Below are 20,029 nucleotides of genomic sequence, written 5' to 3'. Positions count from 1 at the left end.
CCCCTTAGTATTATAAGAAACCCCACCTAATAATTAGATGGGGTTTTGTAATTAGAATGTTGGATATCCCCAAGGGGCTGAATTTAACTGATTTCGTAGTGGTGTTGTTCTACCTTGTGCTAACCCTTTTCCTAAATTCATTCCAAGATTCGCTAACTGTTGACTAGAAGTTTGTCCAGTTACATTAGGTAAAGTAATATTGACATACATATCTCCTGATTGAACACTAAAGTTTGAATGTGTACCTTTACTTGTTAGATAATCATACTGAGACATAACCTGTACGCCTTCAGGAAGATTAAACGTTCCACCCATTTGTGCTCTTAACTCTTGGTGGATACCAATCTGTGCTTGTAAAGATTGCTTTGTCAATTCTCGAATATCTTTCATGATTTGTTCGTATTCAGATGAACCTTCTTCAAACTTACCACTATTTCGCTCTGCAATTCTTACCGCTAAGGTCTTATCTATAAGTGATTTACGATCTTGTAATTCTCTTACTCTTAGGTCACGTGCTAAGAAACTATCATCTCCTATACTTGGTCCAAAGTTCACACGTTCCTGCATGTACTTAATTTCCAAATCATCCATATTATTACCGAAATCATGTCTCCAAGCTGTAAGCCTTTGTATCCTTAAATTTTTAACTTCTAATTCAGCACTTGCGATTTGTTGACTCAATCCTTGAATAGTATCTTGTAACTGACCATCTGGATCTGCTAACTGTTGGGATTGCAGATTTGCCAGTTTACTTTTCATTTCTCCAATCATAGATTGGCTTGAAACAATTTGCGAATCAATATAAGTAGGGCTCTCTGTGTTCATACTAATAGCATTTAATGTATCCTTATACTGTTTCTTAGCCTGAGCTCTAGAAAACCCTTTCTGAGTGTCGTTAACATAAAATTCTGTTTTAATACGTTGTGCTTCAATTTGTTTTTTCTTATATTCTAGATCAAAATCAGCTTTTAATTTCTTTTCTTTGTCCTTACTTCTTTCAACAGATTCTTTAATTTTTTTATAATCATCCGTCTCTATTCTTTCTTTAGTTTCTGGATCCTCAGTATATCTTTTTCCATTTTTTTCTAAATATTCCAACTCAACTTCTCGCTGTTGAGTAAAATTATGAAGCTCGTCCATCTCTTTTTTGTAAGCTTCGCGCTCTTGTTGAATTACTTGTAATCTAAGTTTCATATACTCTTTTGAGTCAGCTTTCACACCATCTAAAAGGGCGGTAATTAAGTTAAGTTCTCCCTTATTATTAGCAACTTTCTGGCTCTCTTGAATACGAGATTTTAAATCATCATAAGAAAAGGAATCATATTGACCCTCACCTAACATTTTATTTTCCCGGGCTTTACGAGCTTTTTCTGCATCATCCCTTCGCATATTCTGCTCTGATTCAGAGATGGCTGCTTTCGTATATTGATCTATAAACTCTTCTTTTTCCAATTGCTGCTTCTTAGCATACATTCCAGATTGATTTAAATACGATTGTGTTAAATCTGTTAAAGATGCTTTTGAATAATTCCCATCTTGACCTTTAGATTTTGCATCATTTGCCCTTTTCTCATTCTCTTTTCCTAAAGCTTCATTCCAATCTGATGTTCCATATTCTTTCTTCATCCAATTTTTAAAGTTTCCTTCAAACCCCTCTACATCTGTAATATCTAATTCAGGATGTCCCGGCGATGCTAAATTTACTAATCCATTCCAAGCCAATCCTCCTTTTCGTAAAATATTTCCATACCAACTATTACCTTCTTCATTTTTAACATAAGCATCTGCGGCCCCTGTAGTTTTAATCTGGTAATCACGTATTTTTTCCTGGTTTGCCGTTAACCCTAGAGTTTCAGCACTATTTGATATAACGTCACCCACAGCCATGGCAACCGCTATTTGTTTTACAAAACGGCCCATGCTACGTGCTAATCCTACAATTGCACCACCAGCACCTTTTGCACGTTGAGGAATAGTGTCAAGAAAATCAAGAAATCCCTTCATTCTATTTTTAGATGCACCTTCAGCTTCATCAGCCACTTTTTTTACAGCACTCGATAAATCTCTATACGCAGTGGTACTTTGTCTTGTTTGTATAGTAACCTTACGGTTATTAGCCTCATATTCATCGAGTGCCTTATTAAGTCCATCCATATTATTTATTGATTTGCCTACACTTTGATAGTTTTGATCTAGATAGGTCTCAAATCCAATACGTTTTTGATCATCCATTTGAGCCAAACGACCAGCTGTTGATTTTTGATTCTCATTCATACTGTCAAAGTTAGTTCTATTTGATAAGGTATTGACTAAATGCTCTGAGAAATTTGTAGTAAAAACGTCTGTTAATAATTTACTTTGGGTAAGGTTGCGAGCATTATAGGCTGAACGAGTATGTAATTCATCAGCTGTTAATTCTTTCTTTTCACCTTTATAATAGCCTTTAGATTCATCCATGATGCTAAGAAAATCGGCCATATTTTCAGCTTTTCCACCATGATCTTTTACATATTCTTTTATCTCATTCTTTCTATCCTCTTTTAAATTTGCTAATTCTTCAAAATAACCTTTTAACGTATCATTTTTCATAGCCGCACGGTAGAATTTTTTGTTATTTACTTGATTACGTAAATTTTGGCTCTCTCCCAAAACATGATCATTTAAAAAACCTACCGCTCCGTCCTCTTTACGATTTGTTAGAGATGTACCACCAAAGAATTTATTTTCCATATTGGCTTTCTTGTAATACTCTTCATAATTACTCAATTGACCTAATCGTTTTACTCCATGAATAGCACCAAAACCTACCAAGGCATTACCTAAAATCGTAATTAACTGTGCAAATAGCCCTGCATGTTCCTTCATTCCCTGGGCTAAGTTTGTAATAATTTTTGCTAAAGTTTGTACCTCTGGATTTAGCGCATCTAATACTGACACTAATGCGTTATTAACAGATACCCCAGCTCGTTCCATTGTCACAGAAGGTGATTTCATTGTCACAGCCATCATTTCTTGAAGACGTGCAGGATCTTTTTTAAATTCATTAATTTCTTGCTTAATTTTCCAATACGATAAATCCTTACTGTTATTTATCCCTTCTTTATGCATGGTCTCTAAAAAGGACATCAGTTTTGGTGGCTGATTTGCCCCACCTTCTCCATACAGAATGGATTTTACTTTATCTTCTCCAATATATTTATTTTTGCTTGCTTTCGCGGTGTCTGATAGGATATCAATGAAATTCCGACGTACTTTCATACCACTCTCATTTTTTTCAAATACCTTTACACCATAATTTTCTAATTGTTTAGAAACAGATGGTAAAGTAATACGCTCTGCAATCGTTTTTATGGCTGCACCTGCATTCTCCCCTGTTTCTCCTGAAGTTTGAATAGCTAAAGCATTTAATGTCACAGCATCTTCTGCATTCACTCCCACTGAATGGAGTGCTGTACCCGATTTTGACATAGCCTTCATAACATCTTCACTGTTCGCTTTAGTTTGACTCGTAGCAACAGCAAAAGAGTTAACTACTCCATCCAACTCCCAGACAGATAATTTAAACTGTGCCATAATTGTCTGTAATCCTGGAGCAATTGTTTCAACTAAGTCTGATTTGTTATCTAAGCGATAAACCTTAGAAGCTTGATCAACAAATTGTCGTGCAGATTGTTTATCTCCTGTTACATTTGATGCTATACCAGCTACCTTAGACATTCTTTCATAATCAATACCGTAAAGAGTGGATAAATCACGTACATTATTCATTAGATTTCCAGTATCATTATCTAATTTTAACCAATCTGTATTTCCATTTTTGTTTTTATATTCTGGTTTCAAAGAGAAGTTTTGTGTAATCTTTAACTGTTCTAACTGAGCAATTTTAAAGGTTTCCATTGCCTTAGATATTGCAGCCATCGGATCTAGCATTGAGCCCGAAGCAAGGCTCCTAACTTGTTTGGTAACCGCTCCAGCCATTCCAAACCCGTCAAAAGGATTGTCTTGTTTTGTGGATTTACTTGTACTAGAATCGCTATTATTTTTATTTGTATTACTATGATTTGATCCACTTGAGTTATTTAAAGTATTAGCACTATTTCCTGCAATAAAGCTTAACTGTCTATTACTATTCGCCTTTTGAGGGTTAGTATTAATTTCTAGAATTTCATTTCTTATATGTGCAAACTGCTTATCAACGGACTCCTTGATTTTTTTAATAATTTGCTTATTCAGCTTGTTAATTTCACTAGTTAAATATTGCGTAATATTAGAATGAGGTTCAAAGTCCACAGCTCTTACTGATTGTTTCATTGACATCATTATTTTATTTGTTCCTGCAGTTAATTTTTTATTAATTGTATTTTCCATACCCTCAAACTGCCTTTTTAAAGCATATCCTCTTAGAGATCCTCTATCCACAGAATGAAAAGTATGAGCTAACTCGGCTGGAGAAACACCTAAATCATTTGCAATATACCTTTGAAGTTGTTTAGATATATTTTTCATAGGTACTTCTACAGATTTGAGATCAATCTTTTGCAGCCCTCCTCGTATGCCTTTTATATAATTTTCTATTAAACTATCAATACGCTTAGCTGTTTTTATAATCTCGCTATCAATGCTATTCTCTTCGCTAATAACACCCTCGAAATCAAATTTTATAGAATCTTTTATTTTCCCTCTTACTTTTTTCGTTAATTCAGATAAATCTTTCGATGAAATTGTGAATGTCTGTCCTTCAATAGCAACCTCAGGGTTCAGTAAAATAGGTTTTAATTGATTTTTAATACTTACTAAAATTTGCTTAACCGTTCCCTTAGAAATATCTAATTTAAGTCCACTCAAGTTATCTGCATTTACTAAATCCCCCCCATTTTCGCGAATGGAATTTACTAATTGTTTAATTTGATTACTAATTAACTTAGAAATTTCTTTATTAATTTTATTAAATTCATCTTTTCCAACTGGTACTACGCTATTATTCATAGCAGAATCCATATTAATGTTTATATTTTTGATCATCTTTACAATCGTTTTATTTAACTCTTTATCTACTTTAGACATCAATTGTTGAACGGTTTCTTGTTTAATACTTAAAGGTGCTGTCCCAACTGAAGATAAAGTAATACCATTTGCCTGGACGATATTATTTAATTCTTGCTCAAGTTTTGCTCTAAGGTTACTTCCCGCTGCCTTAGATGTCTGAGCCGATAACGAAGATAAAGAGCTTTTCATAGTATCTATACGTTTTTCTATACTACCAAAACGATGATCTAGCTGTTCCAACTGTACTCCAAACTCTTTCATATTTTTTATTGACTTATCAAACTCTAGTGCAATAGTAGCACCAATATTTTGATTATTGACTGTCACTTATTTCACCTTCCTTTTACATAATAAAATCCCGCCCTATCCTCAAATAAAAAGGAAGGGCAGGATTATTTATTAGAGAATACCTGCTAACCACTCCATGTCATCAGCATTTGCAACCTCATATCCGTCAATTACTTCTTTTCCATCACTATGTTTTAGATTATCCTGTTCGGTAGCTTGAGCTGAACCGCCCCCAAATAACCCAGTGAAGGACATTGAATGTACCTTAACTGTAAACTCTATATGCTTATGGCATTTCTTTAAGTAATAGTTTAACTGAGGTAATGTCAAATCCCATATATCCTGTTTTTTCATCCCCAGGTAGTGACCTAAGTTAAAGAAAATTTCTGCCCAATCAACGTAGGCATTTTCGTCATATTCTTTTTCTTCTTCCTCAGAGTCTATAAAGACTTTTTTAAGCCATTAAGTCCAATCATAATATCTATAATTTCTTTAGCTGTTACAATATCAATATAATCCCCTAAATACTGAGCTGAAATTTCTTTATAATACGGTTTAAAGCCCATCAATAGGACCTCTAATAGTTCATCATAACTATCATTACCTGTTTCATCTGCAATTAAATTAGCAATAATGACACCTGTATCAATTGTATTCAACTTTTTCATTAGGTTTTTAGCATCTTTTAATCCTAAAGGAGGGATAGCATAGGTTTTTCCATCACGTAATGTTACCTTTTCATCCTCTTCGAAGAATACTTTTTCAATAAACTCTGATTCCTGCTTAGTTAACTTTACTTCCTCTTGTTTATTAGGTTCTTGCTGTTCAACCTTTTTCTCTGCTTCCTCTACAAGAGTAGGTTCCTCAATAGCTTCTTCTCTACTTGGAATTGCTAAATTACGTTCACTCATTTAATCTCCCCCTATATTACTCTATTACCCCTTAATAAATTTATAGAGGACGCAAGGAAGGGGATCACCTAAACGACCTCGTAACTAATATAAGAATTTATGTGTTAAATGTAACAACCTTATGAAAAAAGGTTTAAGTGATAGATATTTTTTATAATCCATTCTCACCCTTATCTAAAGTTTTAAAAATGAATTAATAAAAAAAGAGGATACATTAGTATCCTCCTCTCTAATTAACAAACATCGCCATTTTTTTCAATTTGATAACGCTTAATAGAACCTAAACGACTGTCTGTACGTTCCCCATCAATAACTGTAAGTGTAATACTATGAGTCGCTGCTGTTTGTCGTGCTGTGTCTAATGTAAAATTAGATTTCACTCGGCAAGAATACAATTCAACTTGGAATCCTTGAATGCTACCATCCATTTGTTCAAAATGTCCATCATGAACAACAGATACTGTAAGAGGAAAATCACGAGAACCAATTGCCATTACATCTACAACTTCTGGTCGTTTGTAGTTCACATAAATTTGCTCTCCTTCAAGATAATCATTAAACTTAATCTCCCCTGTAGAAGGATCAATTGTATACTCACCTTTTGCAGGATTAGTTGTTACTTTCTTAAGTAATTTATTCTCTTTTACTAATCTTACAGATACATGCTCTGTCTTAGAAGAAGCTGAACCTAAAGATCCACCAAATAGAGGATTCTTAAGAGTTACTAGTCCACCTTTAACATCATGACGTTCTTCTAATACCCATACAAAACCATCAGGATCGATAGAAGATGACGCTACAGGATAATAAACTACTACAGTATCACCTTCAACCGCACCACCTTTTAGTGTTACTGCTGATCCATTTACTGTAATTGCTGATTCTGGTACAAATGAACCTGCAACTTGGTTGAAAATTTGTACTTTAGGTGCTCCGCTACCTGTTAATACTGGACTAGATAATTTAATAGAAACAGGTTCAGTATCACCAGCAATTGTTACTGTTTCATTTTTCAATTCATAGGCTAATCCGCTAACTCCTTCTCGAAGTTTTGCCCCTAACACAAGACGTACCATGTTTAAATCAAATTTTGCATCCTCTGCAGTAATATCAATTACCTTTTTACGTAGTAAAGTATCAATAGGTGCTGAAGAGTCTCCCCCTTCAATATCAACCATATCCAACTGCACATCAAGACGCATATTCGCCATGTGACCTAGTGTAATTAATTCATCACACCCTGGAATTTTAGCCATAAATTTACCTGCACCTTTAATAATCATTTTCTTATTTTTACTGTTAAACTTGTCAAATTGTGACATTAACTACACCCCTCAATTTCAAAAATAAATTCAAATCTAGTGAAATACTTATAAGAGTGTTCTATTTCACTTGCAACCTCTGCAAATCCTACATACTGACCCTTGAAAAATACTCCTTTAAATAACCGCAGAGATTGATTATCGAATAATTGATTTATTCTATCTGCAAGGTCTAATGCCAATTCCACACCATCATTTGTGTAAATATCGAAGTCAAATGTTACCACATGAATATTATTGTTCCGTTCCTTTTGAACAAATGAATTGTAAAATACAATTAAAGGAATTTGTTTATTTAGTGCCTCTTTAGGAGACATACGCTTTTGTATGTGCATATCATTTTCCATATCTACTGTAATATTATTAAGACCCATACATTTACGTATTACACTATCTTCTCTCAATGTCTTATATATGCAAGCATAAACATCAATGATACGTGGAAAGAACAACTCATCAAACCCTCTTGTAAGTATTTGCAGTAACAATATAAGAAAATCACAATGAAAATTTAACATCACTTAGAATAAATTTAGTCAAACTCTATCTCACCCCATAATTACTCTTAACGAAATTGATTTTTAAACTTAGATTCTATTAAACACTCACGTACATTCTTAACTATTGAATTGACGTGATCAAAGATTTTCTTATTTATTCTTCAATTAACAAATTAGCAATTCTATTAAAAGAAGTATTTGTCATTTAACATAAAACATGTAAACGATTTATTTCTCTGAATTTGTTTATAAATTACACTAAATAATTAAATCCACTTTGAAATTGATGGAATTCAATATAAAAATAATGGTTTTAAATATTTTTAGTTTCTAAAATGAGATAGCATTGAATCTATTTTTATATCAAATAATCATTATTAAATAATAGATAATAATTTATTAATAATATTATTTAGCTTTAATATGGTTGATTCAGCTTTTACCTTTAAATTAAATGCTGCAATTTATACTTTGTGATTCAGCAACAACCTTTAAACTAATAAGTCTCTTTAAAATTCACTTGCAACTATAGTTACTTAAATCTCGATAACTACAGTGAGGTGATATCTTGAATTTACATAAAGATAGAAATTTAAATGCTACTGATATAAAAAAATATTTTTCATTTTTATACAATGATAAACAGATAAGAGTCGTTCTTACTACAAGTAATCAATTCTTATTTGTTGGATACGATATAGGAAAAAATGCGATTGGAATAAAAAATCCTTATAGCTTAATCGAAAATATGGACAATCGATCTAAATACAGTGCTGTAATTACCTTTAATCAGGATATTAACCCTCAACGCTATATTTTAGTTGATTTAGAGGGACTCCATCATATGGTCTATAGAGCCAGAAAAGTTAAGGTTAATAGATTAGATTTTATTCATTGGGCCATATCTATAGAAAAAAATATACTTTAATTCATTTTATTAAATTGGCTTTTACTGAAGTAACTATCCTTCATATGATTTAATAAATATCCCGGCTAAATATTAATTATTTTGTAACCCTCAACTTTCTAACAACTTATTACGACTTTTAAATAGGAATTGGAGGTGAGAAAATGAATTTAGATATAAGTATAAGCCTGTTGCTATTTATATCCTTAGGGGTACGCGCATTTTTATTTGAAATAAAATTTCAGTACACACGTGAAAGATTACGCAGTATTCATGAATTGTTTGAAATTTTTTTAGACTGTTCTTTTTGTAATGGCTTTTGGACTGGATTTTTTGGTTATGTAATTGTAAATGGTATTGATATTATTCTAATACCATTTGCTATTTTAGTTGGTTCTTCCTCATACTATTTAACGTTATTTGTTAAAAGTCTTACACAAAAAAATTAAGAAGCACAGTTTATGTCGTTTATTTCCTAAATTATCCATTACACATCTTTATCTACTTAACCCTACTAAACTTTAGTAGGGTTTATTTAATATTCCTATTATTTCTATCTCTATACAAATTTCCAAACTAAGAAATTGCTCAAAATAGCAAAGTACATTTTGTACCTTACCTTGTTTACGCAACTAAAACAATAAATAAGACGACTATTAAAGTATCGATTACCTTTAGAAATGGAGTGAACAATATGATTTTCTTTTCAAGTAAGCACCGAATTAAAGATCTTTCTTTTCTAAATAAACTTTGGATGACACCCGTAGCTTATGGACTAAAATATCTTGCCGGAACTGTAATATACATTGCAGATAAATTTGATGAAAAGGTAAGATTTGAAATCCTAAAAAGACATATCTAAAATGGAGGAAATGAGAAAATATATTCTCTTTTTAAAACAAAACGGACACCAATTCATTAAAACGTTTTTTTATCGCTTTAATGAATTGGTGTCCTCTAATTTTTTGACCAAAATATATCTTATTTTAAAGAATATTTTCAGTTCCTTTTTTCTCACGTCTAGTAAAATTTTGTATTTTCTTTAAAATTCATATTAAGAATATTCTTCAAACCCTGAAAGTATAAGTTTGCGGTAAATTTATGCTTTCTATCACATTCCACACCAATTAAGATAGTTAACACTATTAAAATAGTGCTAACTATCTTAATTGAATATTAGTAATAGTGAATCTACATATTATCAATTCACTTTATATTACATATATGTAAAAATAATAACATGATAAGCTTTTTCAAATTATTCTCCTAATAAAAATTTGAAATTAGCATTTCAATACTCTCCTTACTGTTAATATGCCTAGAAAAAGAACCCTATAGGGTTCTTTTTCAGTTCATTCCCAAAAATCCCATAAAAAAAGAAGAGGGATATCTCCCCTCTTCACCAATAAAATCGAACATATTTACAATTAAGAAAGAGCATACATACATTCATTCATCAAGAAATGAAACGAACAATAATAGTTCATTTAGTGAATTATAATACAAATCCAATTCCACTAATAGATATTATTTACATTTTTGGAATAGTAATCAATCAACTGTAATACCCCCTCCATACAAAAATAAACTCAACGAAATATTCACTATAAAACCAACGTATGTAAAAAAAACAGCTACAAGTCCATTCATAGTTTTAAAAATTTGTCCTCCTCTTCTTCTAAGAATATTCAAAATCTCAAATAGATTATCTTATATCGCCACCTTATGTATGCAGAATTACATATCAAGCCATATCGAAAATCATTCTCATTGTAACTATAATGGTTTCAAGAAGTGGTATTTTTACTTCCTTTTCAAATCTCAAAATATATTAAAGGAGGCACTAACATTATGAAAAAAGCTATTTTAGCAGGGGCACTAGGAATTATAGTACTATCAGGTATGAATTTATCAGGAGTAGAGGCATCAAAAGCAAGTGCAGCAACTATAAATTTAGAAATTCAAGAAGTTACAAAATACTACTCTATGAGTTCCTATGAAGTTTCCCAAAAAGAATCATTTAATCTTAATAAAGGGGAAGAACTTACTGTCTTTGTACAAAATTCCGGGTTTCCAATTTCTTATACAGTCTTTGATGCAGATAATCAAGTAATTGGCACATACAATGCTAATTCACCATATGGTCGCGTATTCAAAGCACAAAAAGACGGTAATATTTCTGTTCAATTTCAAGCAGGAGTAAATTCTTCTTACATGAAGAAAATGAATTTCACAGCTCTATTCGCAGTTTCTAAACTTAACCAACAATAAAAAATTTAACGATCCTCTTTAAAAACAAATTAAAAAGGTATATCCCTTCAATAGGATATACCTTTAACTTTAGTGAAGTTTATATTGACCAGATAACCGCTCTTGCGCCATACGAACTAAACGTTTCGTAATCTCTCCACCTACTGAACCATTTGCTCGTGAAGTTGAATCTGGTCCAAGTGTAACGCCAAACTCCTGAGCAATTTCATACTTCATTTGCTCAATTGCACTTGCTGCCGCCGCTACCAAAATCTCGTTTGAATTATTATTTTCTCGAATTTGCATTTCTAACACACCTCCATTTAATTGGTAATATCATGCTCTATTTCCAATTAAATATGCAAAATTTATATTTATTTAAGTAAGCGTGTGATTTACATTAATACATTCCAATTAAAAAAGGTTTTTCAAATGAATCAATATAATCCTTATTGAATTTTAAACTCTCCAATTAATTCTTGTAACTCTTGTGATAGCCCACTTAATGATGTTGCTAGTTCTGCAATCTCTTGTACATATACTTCTTGTTCTTTCATACTAGTCTCTACATTACTACTGCTATCCACATATGTATTGGCAATATGTGATAATTCATTTACAATCTGAATTATAGTTTGACTATTTTTAAAAATATCACTTGAATTACTCGAAGTCGCTTTAATTTGATTTGTAACAGCTTGTGCAGATTTTGAAATTTTTTCGAAGAAAGCACCACTACTTTGAACAGGAGTTATTCCTGATTCGACTTCTTTTGAGCTCTTTTGCATTGAAACTACAGCCTCTTCTGCTTCAGCTTGTGTTTCACTAATTAATTTAGCTATACCCTTTGCAGATGCCTTCAAAAGTCGTGAGTTTAGTGTTTCACTTAACTCTTTGATGTTCGGATATTAACAATATATTGTTAATAATCACCATTTTATAGGTACACCTACATATAGGCCAAGTATGCAATTACAGAACGTTTGTTATAAAAAAACGTAAACATGTCAAACAAAAAAGACTCAATTACTATATCTCATCCCTTCTTTTAAATATAAATCTACTACCTCGTTCTTAAATTCTACATTGTTAGTGACTCTAATTTTCCCCATAGAAAAATCCGCTCTTAACTCTCAATTAATTTCTTAAATTTCTTTTCTAATTGATCTGGTGGTAATACACCTCGTACATGATCTACTATAATTCCATCTTTATTAACAAAAAATGTCGTCGGTAAAGAGAATACTTTATAATCTAGTCCAGCTACTCCGTCCATATCTAATAGAACAGGAAACTCAAACCCATAGCGATTAGCAAATGCGCTTGCTTCTTGTACTGGGTCACTAACAGTTGCATTCACCGCAAAAATTTCAACATCCTTTTTATATTTATCATACATATGAACTAAATCAGGTGCCTCCATTTCACACGGCCCACACCATGATGCCCAAAAATTAATAATATATGGTTTTCCCTTAGCATCATTTAACGACTGCAACTTTCCGTCTAATCCTTTTAATGTGATGCTAGGTGCTTTAAAACCGACTTGTGGTAATACTTCTTTCTCCTGTAACTCTGCTTGCTTTGCTTTTCTTTCCTTTTCTTCTTTCTTTGAATTATAAAAGTTAACCCCCGCCCAAACGAGAGCACCTACTAGTATAATAGCAATTAGTTTCTTCACTTTTCTTCCTCCTCATTTTTAAAAACCTGTAAATCCACCGAATAGTCGAATAAAGAATGCTGTAATTTTCGTCATTTGATTTGTATACAATAAAATACCCGTTACAATCATCATTCCACCGCCAATTTTCATCATGACATTGGCATATGTAACAATCCATTTTACCTTCCCAATAAAGAATGCCATCACGAAAAATGGAACCGCAAACCCAAGAGTATACGCTGTAATATAAAGAAGTGCCCCTTCAGGATTCGTCGCGCCAAGCATGAGTACAGCTAAAAATATCGGTCCAACACATGGCGTCCAACCCGCTGCATATGTCATACCGACTAAAATCGAGCGAATAAATCCAGTCGATTTACTTCTATACTGCACCTTTTTCTCTGCCATAAGCCACTTAGGCTGAAACAAGCCCGTCATAAATAGCCCCATTAAAACAATAAAAATCCCACCAATTTGTTGAATCAATTTTTGGTTAGATGAAAATGTTATTCCAATCCAACTTACCGATAAACCTAACGCGTAAAATATAACCGAAAATCCGATCATAAAAAATACTGTATGTATAATCGCTGATTTTTGCATAATCCCACGATTTTCTTTTAAATCTTGAATAGACACACCTGTAATATAAGATAAATAAGATGGATATAGCGGTAAAGAGCACGGTGATATAAATGACAATACTCCCGCCCCAGTCACAAGCCAAATTGTTAAATCTGCTGCATTCATTTTATTCCCCCTGAAACACTACAATGAGTAGTGTTTATCCTAAAAAAAAGAGGCTATATGCACTCTCCAACAATAAGTACAATCGACACACAGAATAACCCTATTGTTACATATACCGAGTTCGTATGTAACGGAATAGTAAGCTTAGCAACCTTTTCATTTAACACTTGCTCGATTCGTAAATTTATTGCTGTTTTTGCAAATGAAGCTGTAACACATCGATTCTCCATTGTCTTTATTTTAATTAATTTTAATAACGCGCTACCTAACTCAAATGAAGATTCCATTTTTTGCATCGCATATTTATCTGCTGCTAACTCTTGATACGTATGATATCGTTGTAACAATTCTTTTAATATCGGGATGTACATCATTCCTTCTGCTAATAACGTAAAACAAAATAATTTTAGCGGATCCCAATTATTTTGATGATATTCTTCATGGAAAATAATCGCATCAATCTCTTCATCTGAAAACGTCTGAAGCAAACCTTCCGACATGACAACTTTCGGACGGAATAATCCAATTGTAAACGCTGCAACTTCCGCAGTCGGCAGTATATATATTTGTTTTCCTTTTCTAATAAATGGGATAAGTACTTTTTGTACTTTTTTACTATAGAAAAATTGCCGCCAAATTCTTTTACACACAATCAATACAGTAATTAATAATAACCCCGCTACTATAATACGAACCATTGATAGTTCTTTCATATGTTTTTCTAACTGAAACAAGCAAAACTTTGAAAGGAAGAATGCCTTGTTTTGAAAGAGAAATGGATATGTAACATAATACAATAACAAGCTGAAAAAGAGGGTACTAACAATGAGCGCTAACAATACGATTTTACGCATTTGCCATTTCATTTCATCGATCCTCTTTTTTTAACTGATTCAATTTGTCTTCTAATTTTTTTATTAAATTCGGATCAGCCTGCTCTAGCTCATCTATCATATGAGTTACAACTAAATCTCCAAATTCCCCCACTAATTCCTGTGTCATTTTCTTCGTTTGATTGGATAAGAATTCTTCTTTTGTTTGTACAGCACGATATATGCCACTTCTTTTTACAGTCTGTTTTTCTAAGTGTAATTTCTCTACTAACCTGTTCATAACTGTCATAACAGTGTTAAAATTCACAGGTGATTCTTCACTTAATTTCTGCTGCACTTCTTTAATAGTAATACCTTCAGTAGACCAAATAATCTCCATAATTTTCGCTTCAAGCGGTCCAAAGAAATGATTTAATCCTTGCTCATTTAACCTATAGTTTTGCGTAAACATCGTATGACTCCTTTCACACTACGAATTGTAGTACAAATTAAATGAGAGGTCAAACGCGAGTAATATAAACTAAAATTCAGTACCTATAAATACGTACATCATTCTATTCATTATAAGCCTAACTTATCTCCAAATGTATCAAAGAGATACTGCTCTAATATTTGTACACTAAACTTCTCATTACGCCCAAGGGCAAATAATTCCCGATCTTTCGCTACGATAGTATCTAACGGAATAACTACATTATCCACTATTTTTACAATTTCGATTATATTACTTTTCACATTCACTTCTGTTTTAAATTCAACGTTTTCTAACACTATATGTGAACGTCTTCCTGATGCAAAAAAAGTAAAATTAGGATTTTTAACAACGCCAATTTCAGTCTCTAACGCATATAAATAGTGAAAAATTACATCTCTATGTCCATCTTTTATTATTTTTTCATCCTTCTCATCGTCTAAGTATTCTTTCAGCTTCGTTGTAAATTCAAATCGAAAATCCACTTTTTTCACGCTCCTTCTTTGTATTTCATATTAAATAAATATATTGAAATAATTTTACCATATTGTAATACAACTTCCTATTAAAAGTAAAAACTGTTTTAGAAAATCGCTATTATTTCCGATACCCTTTTAAAATATAAGTATGAATTCAATATGAATGAATGCGTCATTATATCTATTTAAACATATTTTTTCCATATTTTGAAACATTAGTATGAAATATTATATATCAATGAATGGTTTCTAATGCATTGGTATATATAGTCAGTGGTTTCTTTACTATTCCGATATACTTAAGCTATATTTTCTAATTATTGATTACATTACGGAAGGAATGTAACTCTCTTCTATCGAATTTTTATATAACAAAAATGATTAGGTGGTGCTTTACTATGAAATTAGCTGTCATTGGTGGCGGTGATTTACAAGATTCAAATCACTTGCCTATTAATGAACGCCTTATAGAATTAACAAATAAACAGTATCCAAAAGTATTGTTTATTCCAACGGCTAGTCATGATGATGAAAGCTATATAAAATTATTTTTAGACACGTTTGAAAAACAATTACATTGTGAAGTACAAATTTTACGCATTACAACAGATTCACCTTCTAAGTATGAAATAGAGGAGATGATTCATTCAGCCGATTTAATTTATCTAGGTGGCGGAAACTATATTCACATGCTTACGCAATGGAAAGAACATAGACTTGATGAAAAATTATTATTGGCTCTGCAACAAGGAACACTTATTGCTGGTTATAGCGCTGGTGCTATGTGTTGGTTCACGTCTAGTATCCGATCAGATTATGAAGGTTCTGGTTACATAGAGAGTAACGGATGGGGTATTGTTAATAAAAGATTTTGTCCACATTATAATCAATTAAACAGAATGAACGCCTTCCATTCCTTTTTACAAAATCATCAAGGGAATATAGAAGGAATTGCACTGGAGGATAATTGCGCTTTATATATTACAGAGGAATCCTTTGAGATTATCGGTGAACCGGAAAAAGCGTGGGAGTTTTATATGAGTGATAAAACACTCATTAGACAACATTTTGATATAACTTTAAAAAGCTATTTGTAAACCTGCACTTACGAAAAAATGTCCCTAAGTCTAATAACTTAGGGACATTTTTCTATTTAACTAACTAATCGTGTAATTCGTTTCTTTTGCCATGAAAGCTTATAATATGCATACTGCAATAGTAAGCTGACAATAAATGCTGCTGGATACCCGATCCAAATGCCTTCTATTCCAAGACTTGTATGGTAAGAAAGATAATATGCTACGGGTACTTCTACAAGCCAAATTGAAACAACTCCAATAACAGTTGGCCAAAGTACTGTACCGCTCGCTCGCATTGTCGCACTAATAATTTGTGCATGACCGAAAATTAAATAACTCCATAACGTAATCATAACTAAGCTATGAGCAATTTCAATTGTAGTTTGACTCGTTAAAAATAGTGATAAAATGTCTCTTGAGAATAAATAAATAAGAGATATTAACACACCACCGATGACGTAGTTCATAATAATTCCGGCCTTCACAACTTTCTGCAATCGATCAAATTGATTCGCCCCAATTGATTGTGCTGCAAAAATAGAAACTGTAATACCAAGGCTAACTGCTGGCATTTGTACATAACTTGCAACTTGATTCACAACGCCGTAAGCAGCTGTTGCATCCGAACCGTAACGATTTACAAATGCGATTACGGCAATCTCAGATAATGAAACTAATATCATATTTATACTTGCCGGTATACCGAGCCTTAGCAATAGCTTTAATAACTCCCCATCCATTCGAAGGTATTTTCTAACCGTTCCATCTAGTTGTAATGGGTGATTTTTCTTCTTTAAATACACAAGCATGACAATAAACGTAATAACTGTAGATATAACAGATGCATAGGCTGCTCCATACACATCTAATTTCGGAGCTCCTAACCATCCAAAAATAAGAACTGGTAATAAAATCATATTTAGTGCTGTACTTACAATTAAAAAGTAAAATGGCGTTTTAGAATCTCCTGTACCTCTCATAAATGTTGTATATGCGAAATATAAAAATAATACTGGCATCGATATAAATAAAATCCGTGCATAATGTACACTTATTTCAATAATATTTTCTGGCGTTCCCATTAGACGCATAATATCCATCGCAAAAATACTTCCTATTATCGCCAACACAACTCCAATAATAAAGGTAAATGTCAGCGTCGTACCAACGATAGCTTTTAAACGATCTTCGTTTTTAGCACCAAACGCCTGACCAATTAAAATAGAGCTTCCTGAACCGATACCAATTACAAATGAAACGAGCAAGAAAAATAATGGGAAGAATGCTGATATGGCCGCTAAATCATTAACTCCAAGCCATCTTCCTACTACTACCATACCAAATAATTGTCCAACTGATTGTAGTACATTACTTAATAATAACGGTACTAAAAACATCGACATCGATTTCCAAATTGGTTTACTCTCACTTTCCAACTTATGTGACTCCGCACCTTCTTTATTGTTATCTGCAGGTGGTTTCAAATTTCATTTCTCCTTTTCTTAAAAATCTATTTTCAATCTCTATCTCTTTGTATAGTTGTTATAATACTGTGCTTCTATTCATTTTCTTTTCATATGATTATAACTTCACCCAATATTGACTTCCATCGGCTGTTCGATCTAAAAATCCATATTCGATTAAATATCTTCTTAACGTTACGAAATCAGGGTATACATTTTCTATCACTGTATTTACTTCTTTTTCAGTATACTTTTTATTACTATCAAACTTCTTCACTAAATGACGCAATATAATTAATTTACGCTTTTGTTTCTTCGGAAATTTAGAGAGAGGTCCATCTAACCCTTCTGTAAAATGAGCTTTTAATACTTCATCATTTTCTTCTTCCGTAATATTGTATCGATCATCCACCATCGTTGCTGTTCTATGAATTGGCACAAATTTCGTTTGTACTTTTGATTTTTCTTCTGATAATTCCATTAGCGCTAAAAATACTTTTGCTTGTTTCATTTTCTCTCGCAGTGTAAATCGATGATTACGAATTGTTGATGTACTTCCGCCATCCATCTCTTTTACAATTTCTTTATCATTCAGTCCCATATAGAAAAACTGAACCATTTTCTTTTGTAAATCCGTTAATCCAGTAAATTTCTTATCCATATTTAGCAAATAATCAAACATAGACGTATGCTCATTTTGAATATGCAATTGGACGAACTTCTCTGCTTCATACAAAACTTGATTATCTTGATAAATAACACCTTTAATAAATGTTTCACCACAAGCTAAGCAAATGTACCCCTCTTTTTCTTCATCAAACACATACCCTTTCTTTAATTCCTCTATTGACGCATCCCAAAACTTCTCTGAAATATCGCTCATACTAAACACTCCTTCAAAATGTTTATTTAAAAACCAAACAAATCGCTATATCGTTTATTATTACTTCATCATCTTATCACAACACAAACAAACATTTCAACGTTTCGTTTACCCATTTTATAAACTTTTATAAAAACATCTATCGAAAGGATTTAATACAACGAAAAGCGAATATGTTTATACAAATTCATTTTATAGGATGTAAAATAGAACATGAATATTCTTCAAGACCCTTGGTTTACCGTTAAGTAAATTGCACAGAACGCATATGCGATTAGTGAATATGGAACTGGTATTCACTCATTACAAAACTTCAGTATTCAATTTTAACTACAAAAAAGATGTTTTCGTATAAGAAAACATCCTTTACTTTTTATATATTCTATTTACAGTCTCTACTAAAACCTTACTTGCTTGTACAAATGTATGCTTTCGATTTCTATCTTCAACAAATTTATTAGCACAACTACTCATAATCATCATACAACTAATTATGACTAACGCTATCTTTCTATTCTTGTAAGTCACTTTATGCCACTCCACTATTACAAAACTTCTTTTGAATTTATCCCATCAAGACATTTTACATGAATAATAAAACGTGTGAATATGCAATTCTGCATATTCACACGTTTTATCACAATGTTATGATTTAATTTAGTTAAAGAACAAGTATACCGAGGTGACTAACTTGAAATTTAAAGCGAAAAAAAATCCATTCCACGTCATTTTCATTACATTATTTATAATTATTTTTTTCGTTTCGTTATTCTTTCAAAATGAAAATTCTATTTTTTTCACTCTCATGATGCTGCTAAATATCGTGAATCTTTCTTCATTCTATTTCTCTCACTACAACGTAACGGAATCATCTCTTGTTGTAAAACACGGTTTCATACTTCGTACTGAAATCCCATTTAAAGACATTCGCCATATTAAGCACTCTGGCAAAAAACTTCGTTCAAAAAAATGGACTAGGCAACAATTAGAAATTAATTATAATTTATTTGACTCAGTGACCACTTTCGTACCACAAGAAGAAGAAAAATTCATTTCACTCTTAAAAGAGAACTGCCCACAGATGAAAGTAATGAATACGCCTGCTAACAAATAATATATTTTGAAGCTTGCATTATTGCAAGTAGATGAAACTTAAAAATGAACATCAAAAAAGCCAAGATTC

At 32.2% G+C, this 20,029-nt stretch carries 19 protein-coding genes and 1 pseudogene; 5 read left to right on the top strand and 15 right to left on the bottom strand.

Annotation, left to right across the window (positions count from 1 at the left end):
• Positions 1-51 precede the first annotated feature (51 nt).
• The 5 genes from BM089_RS04310 to BM089_RS04290 form a co-directional block, all read right to left on the bottom strand.
• On the bottom strand, positions 52-5,373 hold the full coding sequence (locus tag BM089_RS04310; RefSeq protein ID WP_090976058.1) for a phage tail tape measure protein: 5,322 nt from the start codon (positions 5,371-5,373) through the stop codon (positions 52-54).
• A 72-nt stretch (positions 5,374-5,445) separates the two neighbouring features.
• Entirely contained in the window at positions 5,446-5,664 is a 219-nt protein-coding gene (locus BM089_RS04305) for a hypothetical protein (protein ID WP_238143102.1), read from the bottom strand.
• 110 nt (positions 5,665-5,774) lie between these two features.
• Complete coding sequence (locus BM089_RS04300) at positions 5,775-6,245, bottom strand: DNA polymerase III subunit gamma/tau (RefSeq protein WP_090976056.1); 471 nt, start codon at positions 6,243-6,245, stop codon at positions 5,775-5,777.
• Between the two features lie 233 nt (positions 6,246-6,478).
• On the bottom strand, positions 6,479-7,567 hold the full coding sequence (locus BM089_RS04295; protein ID WP_090976054.1) for a hypothetical protein: 1,089 nt from the start codon (positions 7,565-7,567) through the stop codon (positions 6,479-6,481).
• Entirely contained in the window at positions 7,567-8,019 is a 453-nt protein-coding gene (locus BM089_RS04290; protein WP_090976052.1) for a hypothetical protein, read from the bottom strand. Before BM089_RS04290 ends, BM089_RS04295 begins: the two co-directional genes overlap by 1 nt.
• Before the next feature lie 616 nt (positions 8,020-8,635).
• On the opposite strand from BM089_RS04290, the gene BM089_RS04285 reads away from it, so the two are divergent.
• The 3 genes from BM089_RS04285 to BM089_RS04275 all read left to right on the top strand — a co-directional run bounded on the left by BM089_RS04285 (position 8,636) and on the right by BM089_RS04275 (position 11,245).
• On the top strand, positions 8,636-8,995 hold the full coding sequence (locus BM089_RS04285; protein WP_044584301.1) for a BRO-N domain-containing protein: 360 nt from the start codon (positions 8,636-8,638) through the stop codon (positions 8,993-8,995).
• A gap of 143 nt (positions 8,996-9,138) precedes the next feature.
• Complete coding sequence (locus BM089_RS04280) at positions 9,139-9,423, top strand: hypothetical protein (RefSeq protein ID WP_044584300.1); 285 nt, start codon at positions 9,139-9,141, stop codon at positions 9,421-9,423.
• Between the two features lie 1,402 nt (positions 9,424-10,825).
• Positions 10,826-11,245 carry a hypothetical protein gene (locus BM089_RS04275; protein WP_090976051.1) on the top strand — a complete coding sequence of 140 codons (420 nt, stop codon included), beginning with the start codon at positions 10,826-10,828 and terminating at the stop codon, positions 11,243-11,245.
• A gap of 69 nt (positions 11,246-11,314) precedes the next feature.
• On the opposite strand, the gene BM089_RS04270 is transcribed toward BM089_RS04275, so the two are convergent.
• The 7 genes and pseudogenes from BM089_RS04270 to BM089_RS04240 form a co-directional block, all read right to left on the bottom strand.
• Positions 11,315-11,530 carry an alpha/beta-type small acid-soluble spore protein gene (locus tag BM089_RS04270; RefSeq protein ID WP_046945468.1) on the bottom strand — a complete coding sequence of 72 codons (216 nt, stop codon included), beginning with the start codon at positions 11,528-11,530 and terminating at the stop codon, positions 11,315-11,317.
• Positions 11,531-11,673: 143 nt separating this feature from the next.
• Positions 11,674-12,084 (bottom strand): annotated as a pseudogene (locus BM089_RS04265) (chemotaxis protein); the annotation flags it as partial.
• Positions 12,085-12,350: 266 nt separating this feature from the next.
• Positions 12,351-12,905, bottom strand: a complete 555-nt coding sequence (locus BM089_RS04260) for a TlpA family protein disulfide reductase (protein WP_000733188.1) — start codon at positions 12,903-12,905, stop codon at positions 12,351-12,353.
• Positions 12,906-12,923: 18 nt separating this feature from the next.
• Positions 12,924-13,637, bottom strand: coding sequence for a cytochrome c-type biogenesis protein CcdA (gene ccdA, locus BM089_RS04255; RefSeq protein ID WP_090976047.1), 714 nt, complete (start codon positions 13,635-13,637; stop codon positions 12,924-12,926).
• Positions 13,638-13,690: 53 nt separating this feature from the next.
• Positions 13,691-14,503 carry a M56 family metallopeptidase gene (locus BM089_RS04250; RefSeq protein ID WP_000871931.1) on the bottom strand — a complete coding sequence of 271 codons (813 nt, stop codon included), beginning with the start codon at positions 14,501-14,503 and terminating at the stop codon, positions 13,691-13,693.
• Between the two features lies 1 nt (position 14,504).
• On the bottom strand, positions 14,505-14,921 hold the full coding sequence (locus BM089_RS04245; protein WP_044584297.1) for a BlaI/MecI/CopY family transcriptional regulator: 417 nt from the start codon (positions 14,919-14,921) through the stop codon (positions 14,505-14,507).
• A gap of 110 nt (positions 14,922-15,031) precedes the next feature.
• Complete coding sequence (locus BM089_RS04240; protein WP_016109724.1) at positions 15,032-15,427, bottom strand: DUF3942 family protein; 396 nt, start codon at positions 15,425-15,427, stop codon at positions 15,032-15,034.
• A gap of 392 nt (positions 15,428-15,819) precedes the next feature.
• Between BM089_RS04240 and BM089_RS04235 the strand changes: the two genes are divergently transcribed.
• Positions 15,820-16,518: a peptidase E gene (locus BM089_RS04235; RefSeq protein ID WP_000762121.1), complete on the top strand. Its 699-nt coding sequence runs from the start codon at positions 15,820-15,822 to the stop codon at positions 16,516-16,518.
• Between the two features lie 56 nt (positions 16,519-16,574).
• Here the strand turns inward: BM089_RS04235 and BM089_RS04230 are convergent, their stop codons facing one another.
• From BM089_RS04230 to BM089_RS30955, 3 genes are all read right to left on the bottom strand, one after another.
• Positions 16,575-17,984, bottom strand: a complete 1,410-nt coding sequence (locus BM089_RS04230; RefSeq protein ID WP_000804128.1) for an MATE family efflux transporter — start codon at positions 17,982-17,984, stop codon at positions 16,575-16,577.
• 97 nt (positions 17,985-18,081) lie between these two features.
• Positions 18,082-18,846, bottom strand: a complete 765-nt coding sequence (locus BM089_RS04225) for a DUF2087 domain-containing protein (RefSeq protein ID WP_001280278.1) — start codon at positions 18,844-18,846, stop codon at positions 18,082-18,084.
• A 366-nt stretch (positions 18,847-19,212) separates the two neighbouring features.
• Positions 19,213-19,374: a hypothetical protein gene (locus tag BM089_RS30955; RefSeq protein ID WP_000221432.1), complete on the bottom strand. Its 162-nt coding sequence runs from the start codon at positions 19,372-19,374 to the stop codon at positions 19,213-19,215.
• Between the two features lie 163 nt (positions 19,375-19,537).
• On the opposite strand from BM089_RS30955, the gene BM089_RS04220 reads away from it, so the two are divergent.
• Positions 19,538-19,960 (top strand): PH domain-containing protein, encoded by a 423-nt coding sequence (locus tag BM089_RS04220; protein WP_090976045.1) that lies wholly within the window; start codon positions 19,538-19,540, stop codon positions 19,958-19,960.
• Positions 19,961-20,029: the final 69 nt, after the last annotated feature.

Source organism: Bacillus sp. 5mfcol3.1, from assembly GCF_900114335.1.
In the GTDB taxonomy this organism is placed as follows: Bacteria; Bacillota; Bacilli; order Bacillales; family Bacillaceae_G; genus Bacillus_A; species Bacillus_A thuringiensis_S.
This window is presented reverse-complemented; position numbering and strand designations above follow the sequence as displayed.

Excerpts from the sequence above, each read along its gene's own strand:
- BM089_RS04300 (WP_090976056.1), bottom strand. The coding sequence starts at position 6,245 with ATGAGTGAACGTAATTTAGCAATTCCAAGTAGAGAAGAAGCTATTGAG.
- BM089_RS04295 (WP_090976054.1), bottom strand. The coding sequence starts at position 7,567 with ATGTCACAATTTGACAAGTTTAACAGTAAAAATAAGAAAATGATTATT.
- BM089_RS04280 (WP_044584300.1), top strand. The coding sequence starts at position 9,139 with ATGAATTTAGATATAAGTATAAGCCTGTTGCTATTTATATCCTTAGGG.
- BM089_RS04275 (WP_090976051.1), top strand. The coding sequence starts at position 10,826 with ATGAAAAAAGCTATTTTAGCAGGGGCACTAGGAATTATAGTACTATCA.
- BM089_RS04270 (WP_046945468.1), bottom strand. The coding sequence starts at position 11,530 with ATGCAAATTCGAGAAAATAATAATTCAAACGAGATTTTGGTAGCGGCG.
- ccdA (WP_090976047.1), bottom strand. The coding sequence starts at position 13,637 with ATGAATGCAGCAGATTTAACAATTTGGCTTGTGACTGGGGCGGGAGTA.
- BM089_RS04250 (WP_000871931.1), bottom strand. The coding sequence starts at position 14,503 with ATGAAATGGCAAATGCGTAAAATCGTATTGTTAGCGCTCATTGTTAGT.
- BM089_RS04245 (WP_044584297.1), bottom strand. The coding sequence starts at position 14,921 with ATGTTTACGCAAAACTATAGGTTAAATGAGCAAGGATTAAATCATTTC.
- BM089_RS04235 (WP_000762121.1), top strand. The coding sequence starts at position 15,820 with ATGAAATTAGCTGTCATTGGTGGCGGTGATTTACAAGATTCAAATCAC.
- BM089_RS04225 (WP_001280278.1), bottom strand. The coding sequence starts at position 18,846 with ATGAGCGATATTTCAGAGAAGTTTTGGGATGCGTCAATAGAGGAATTA.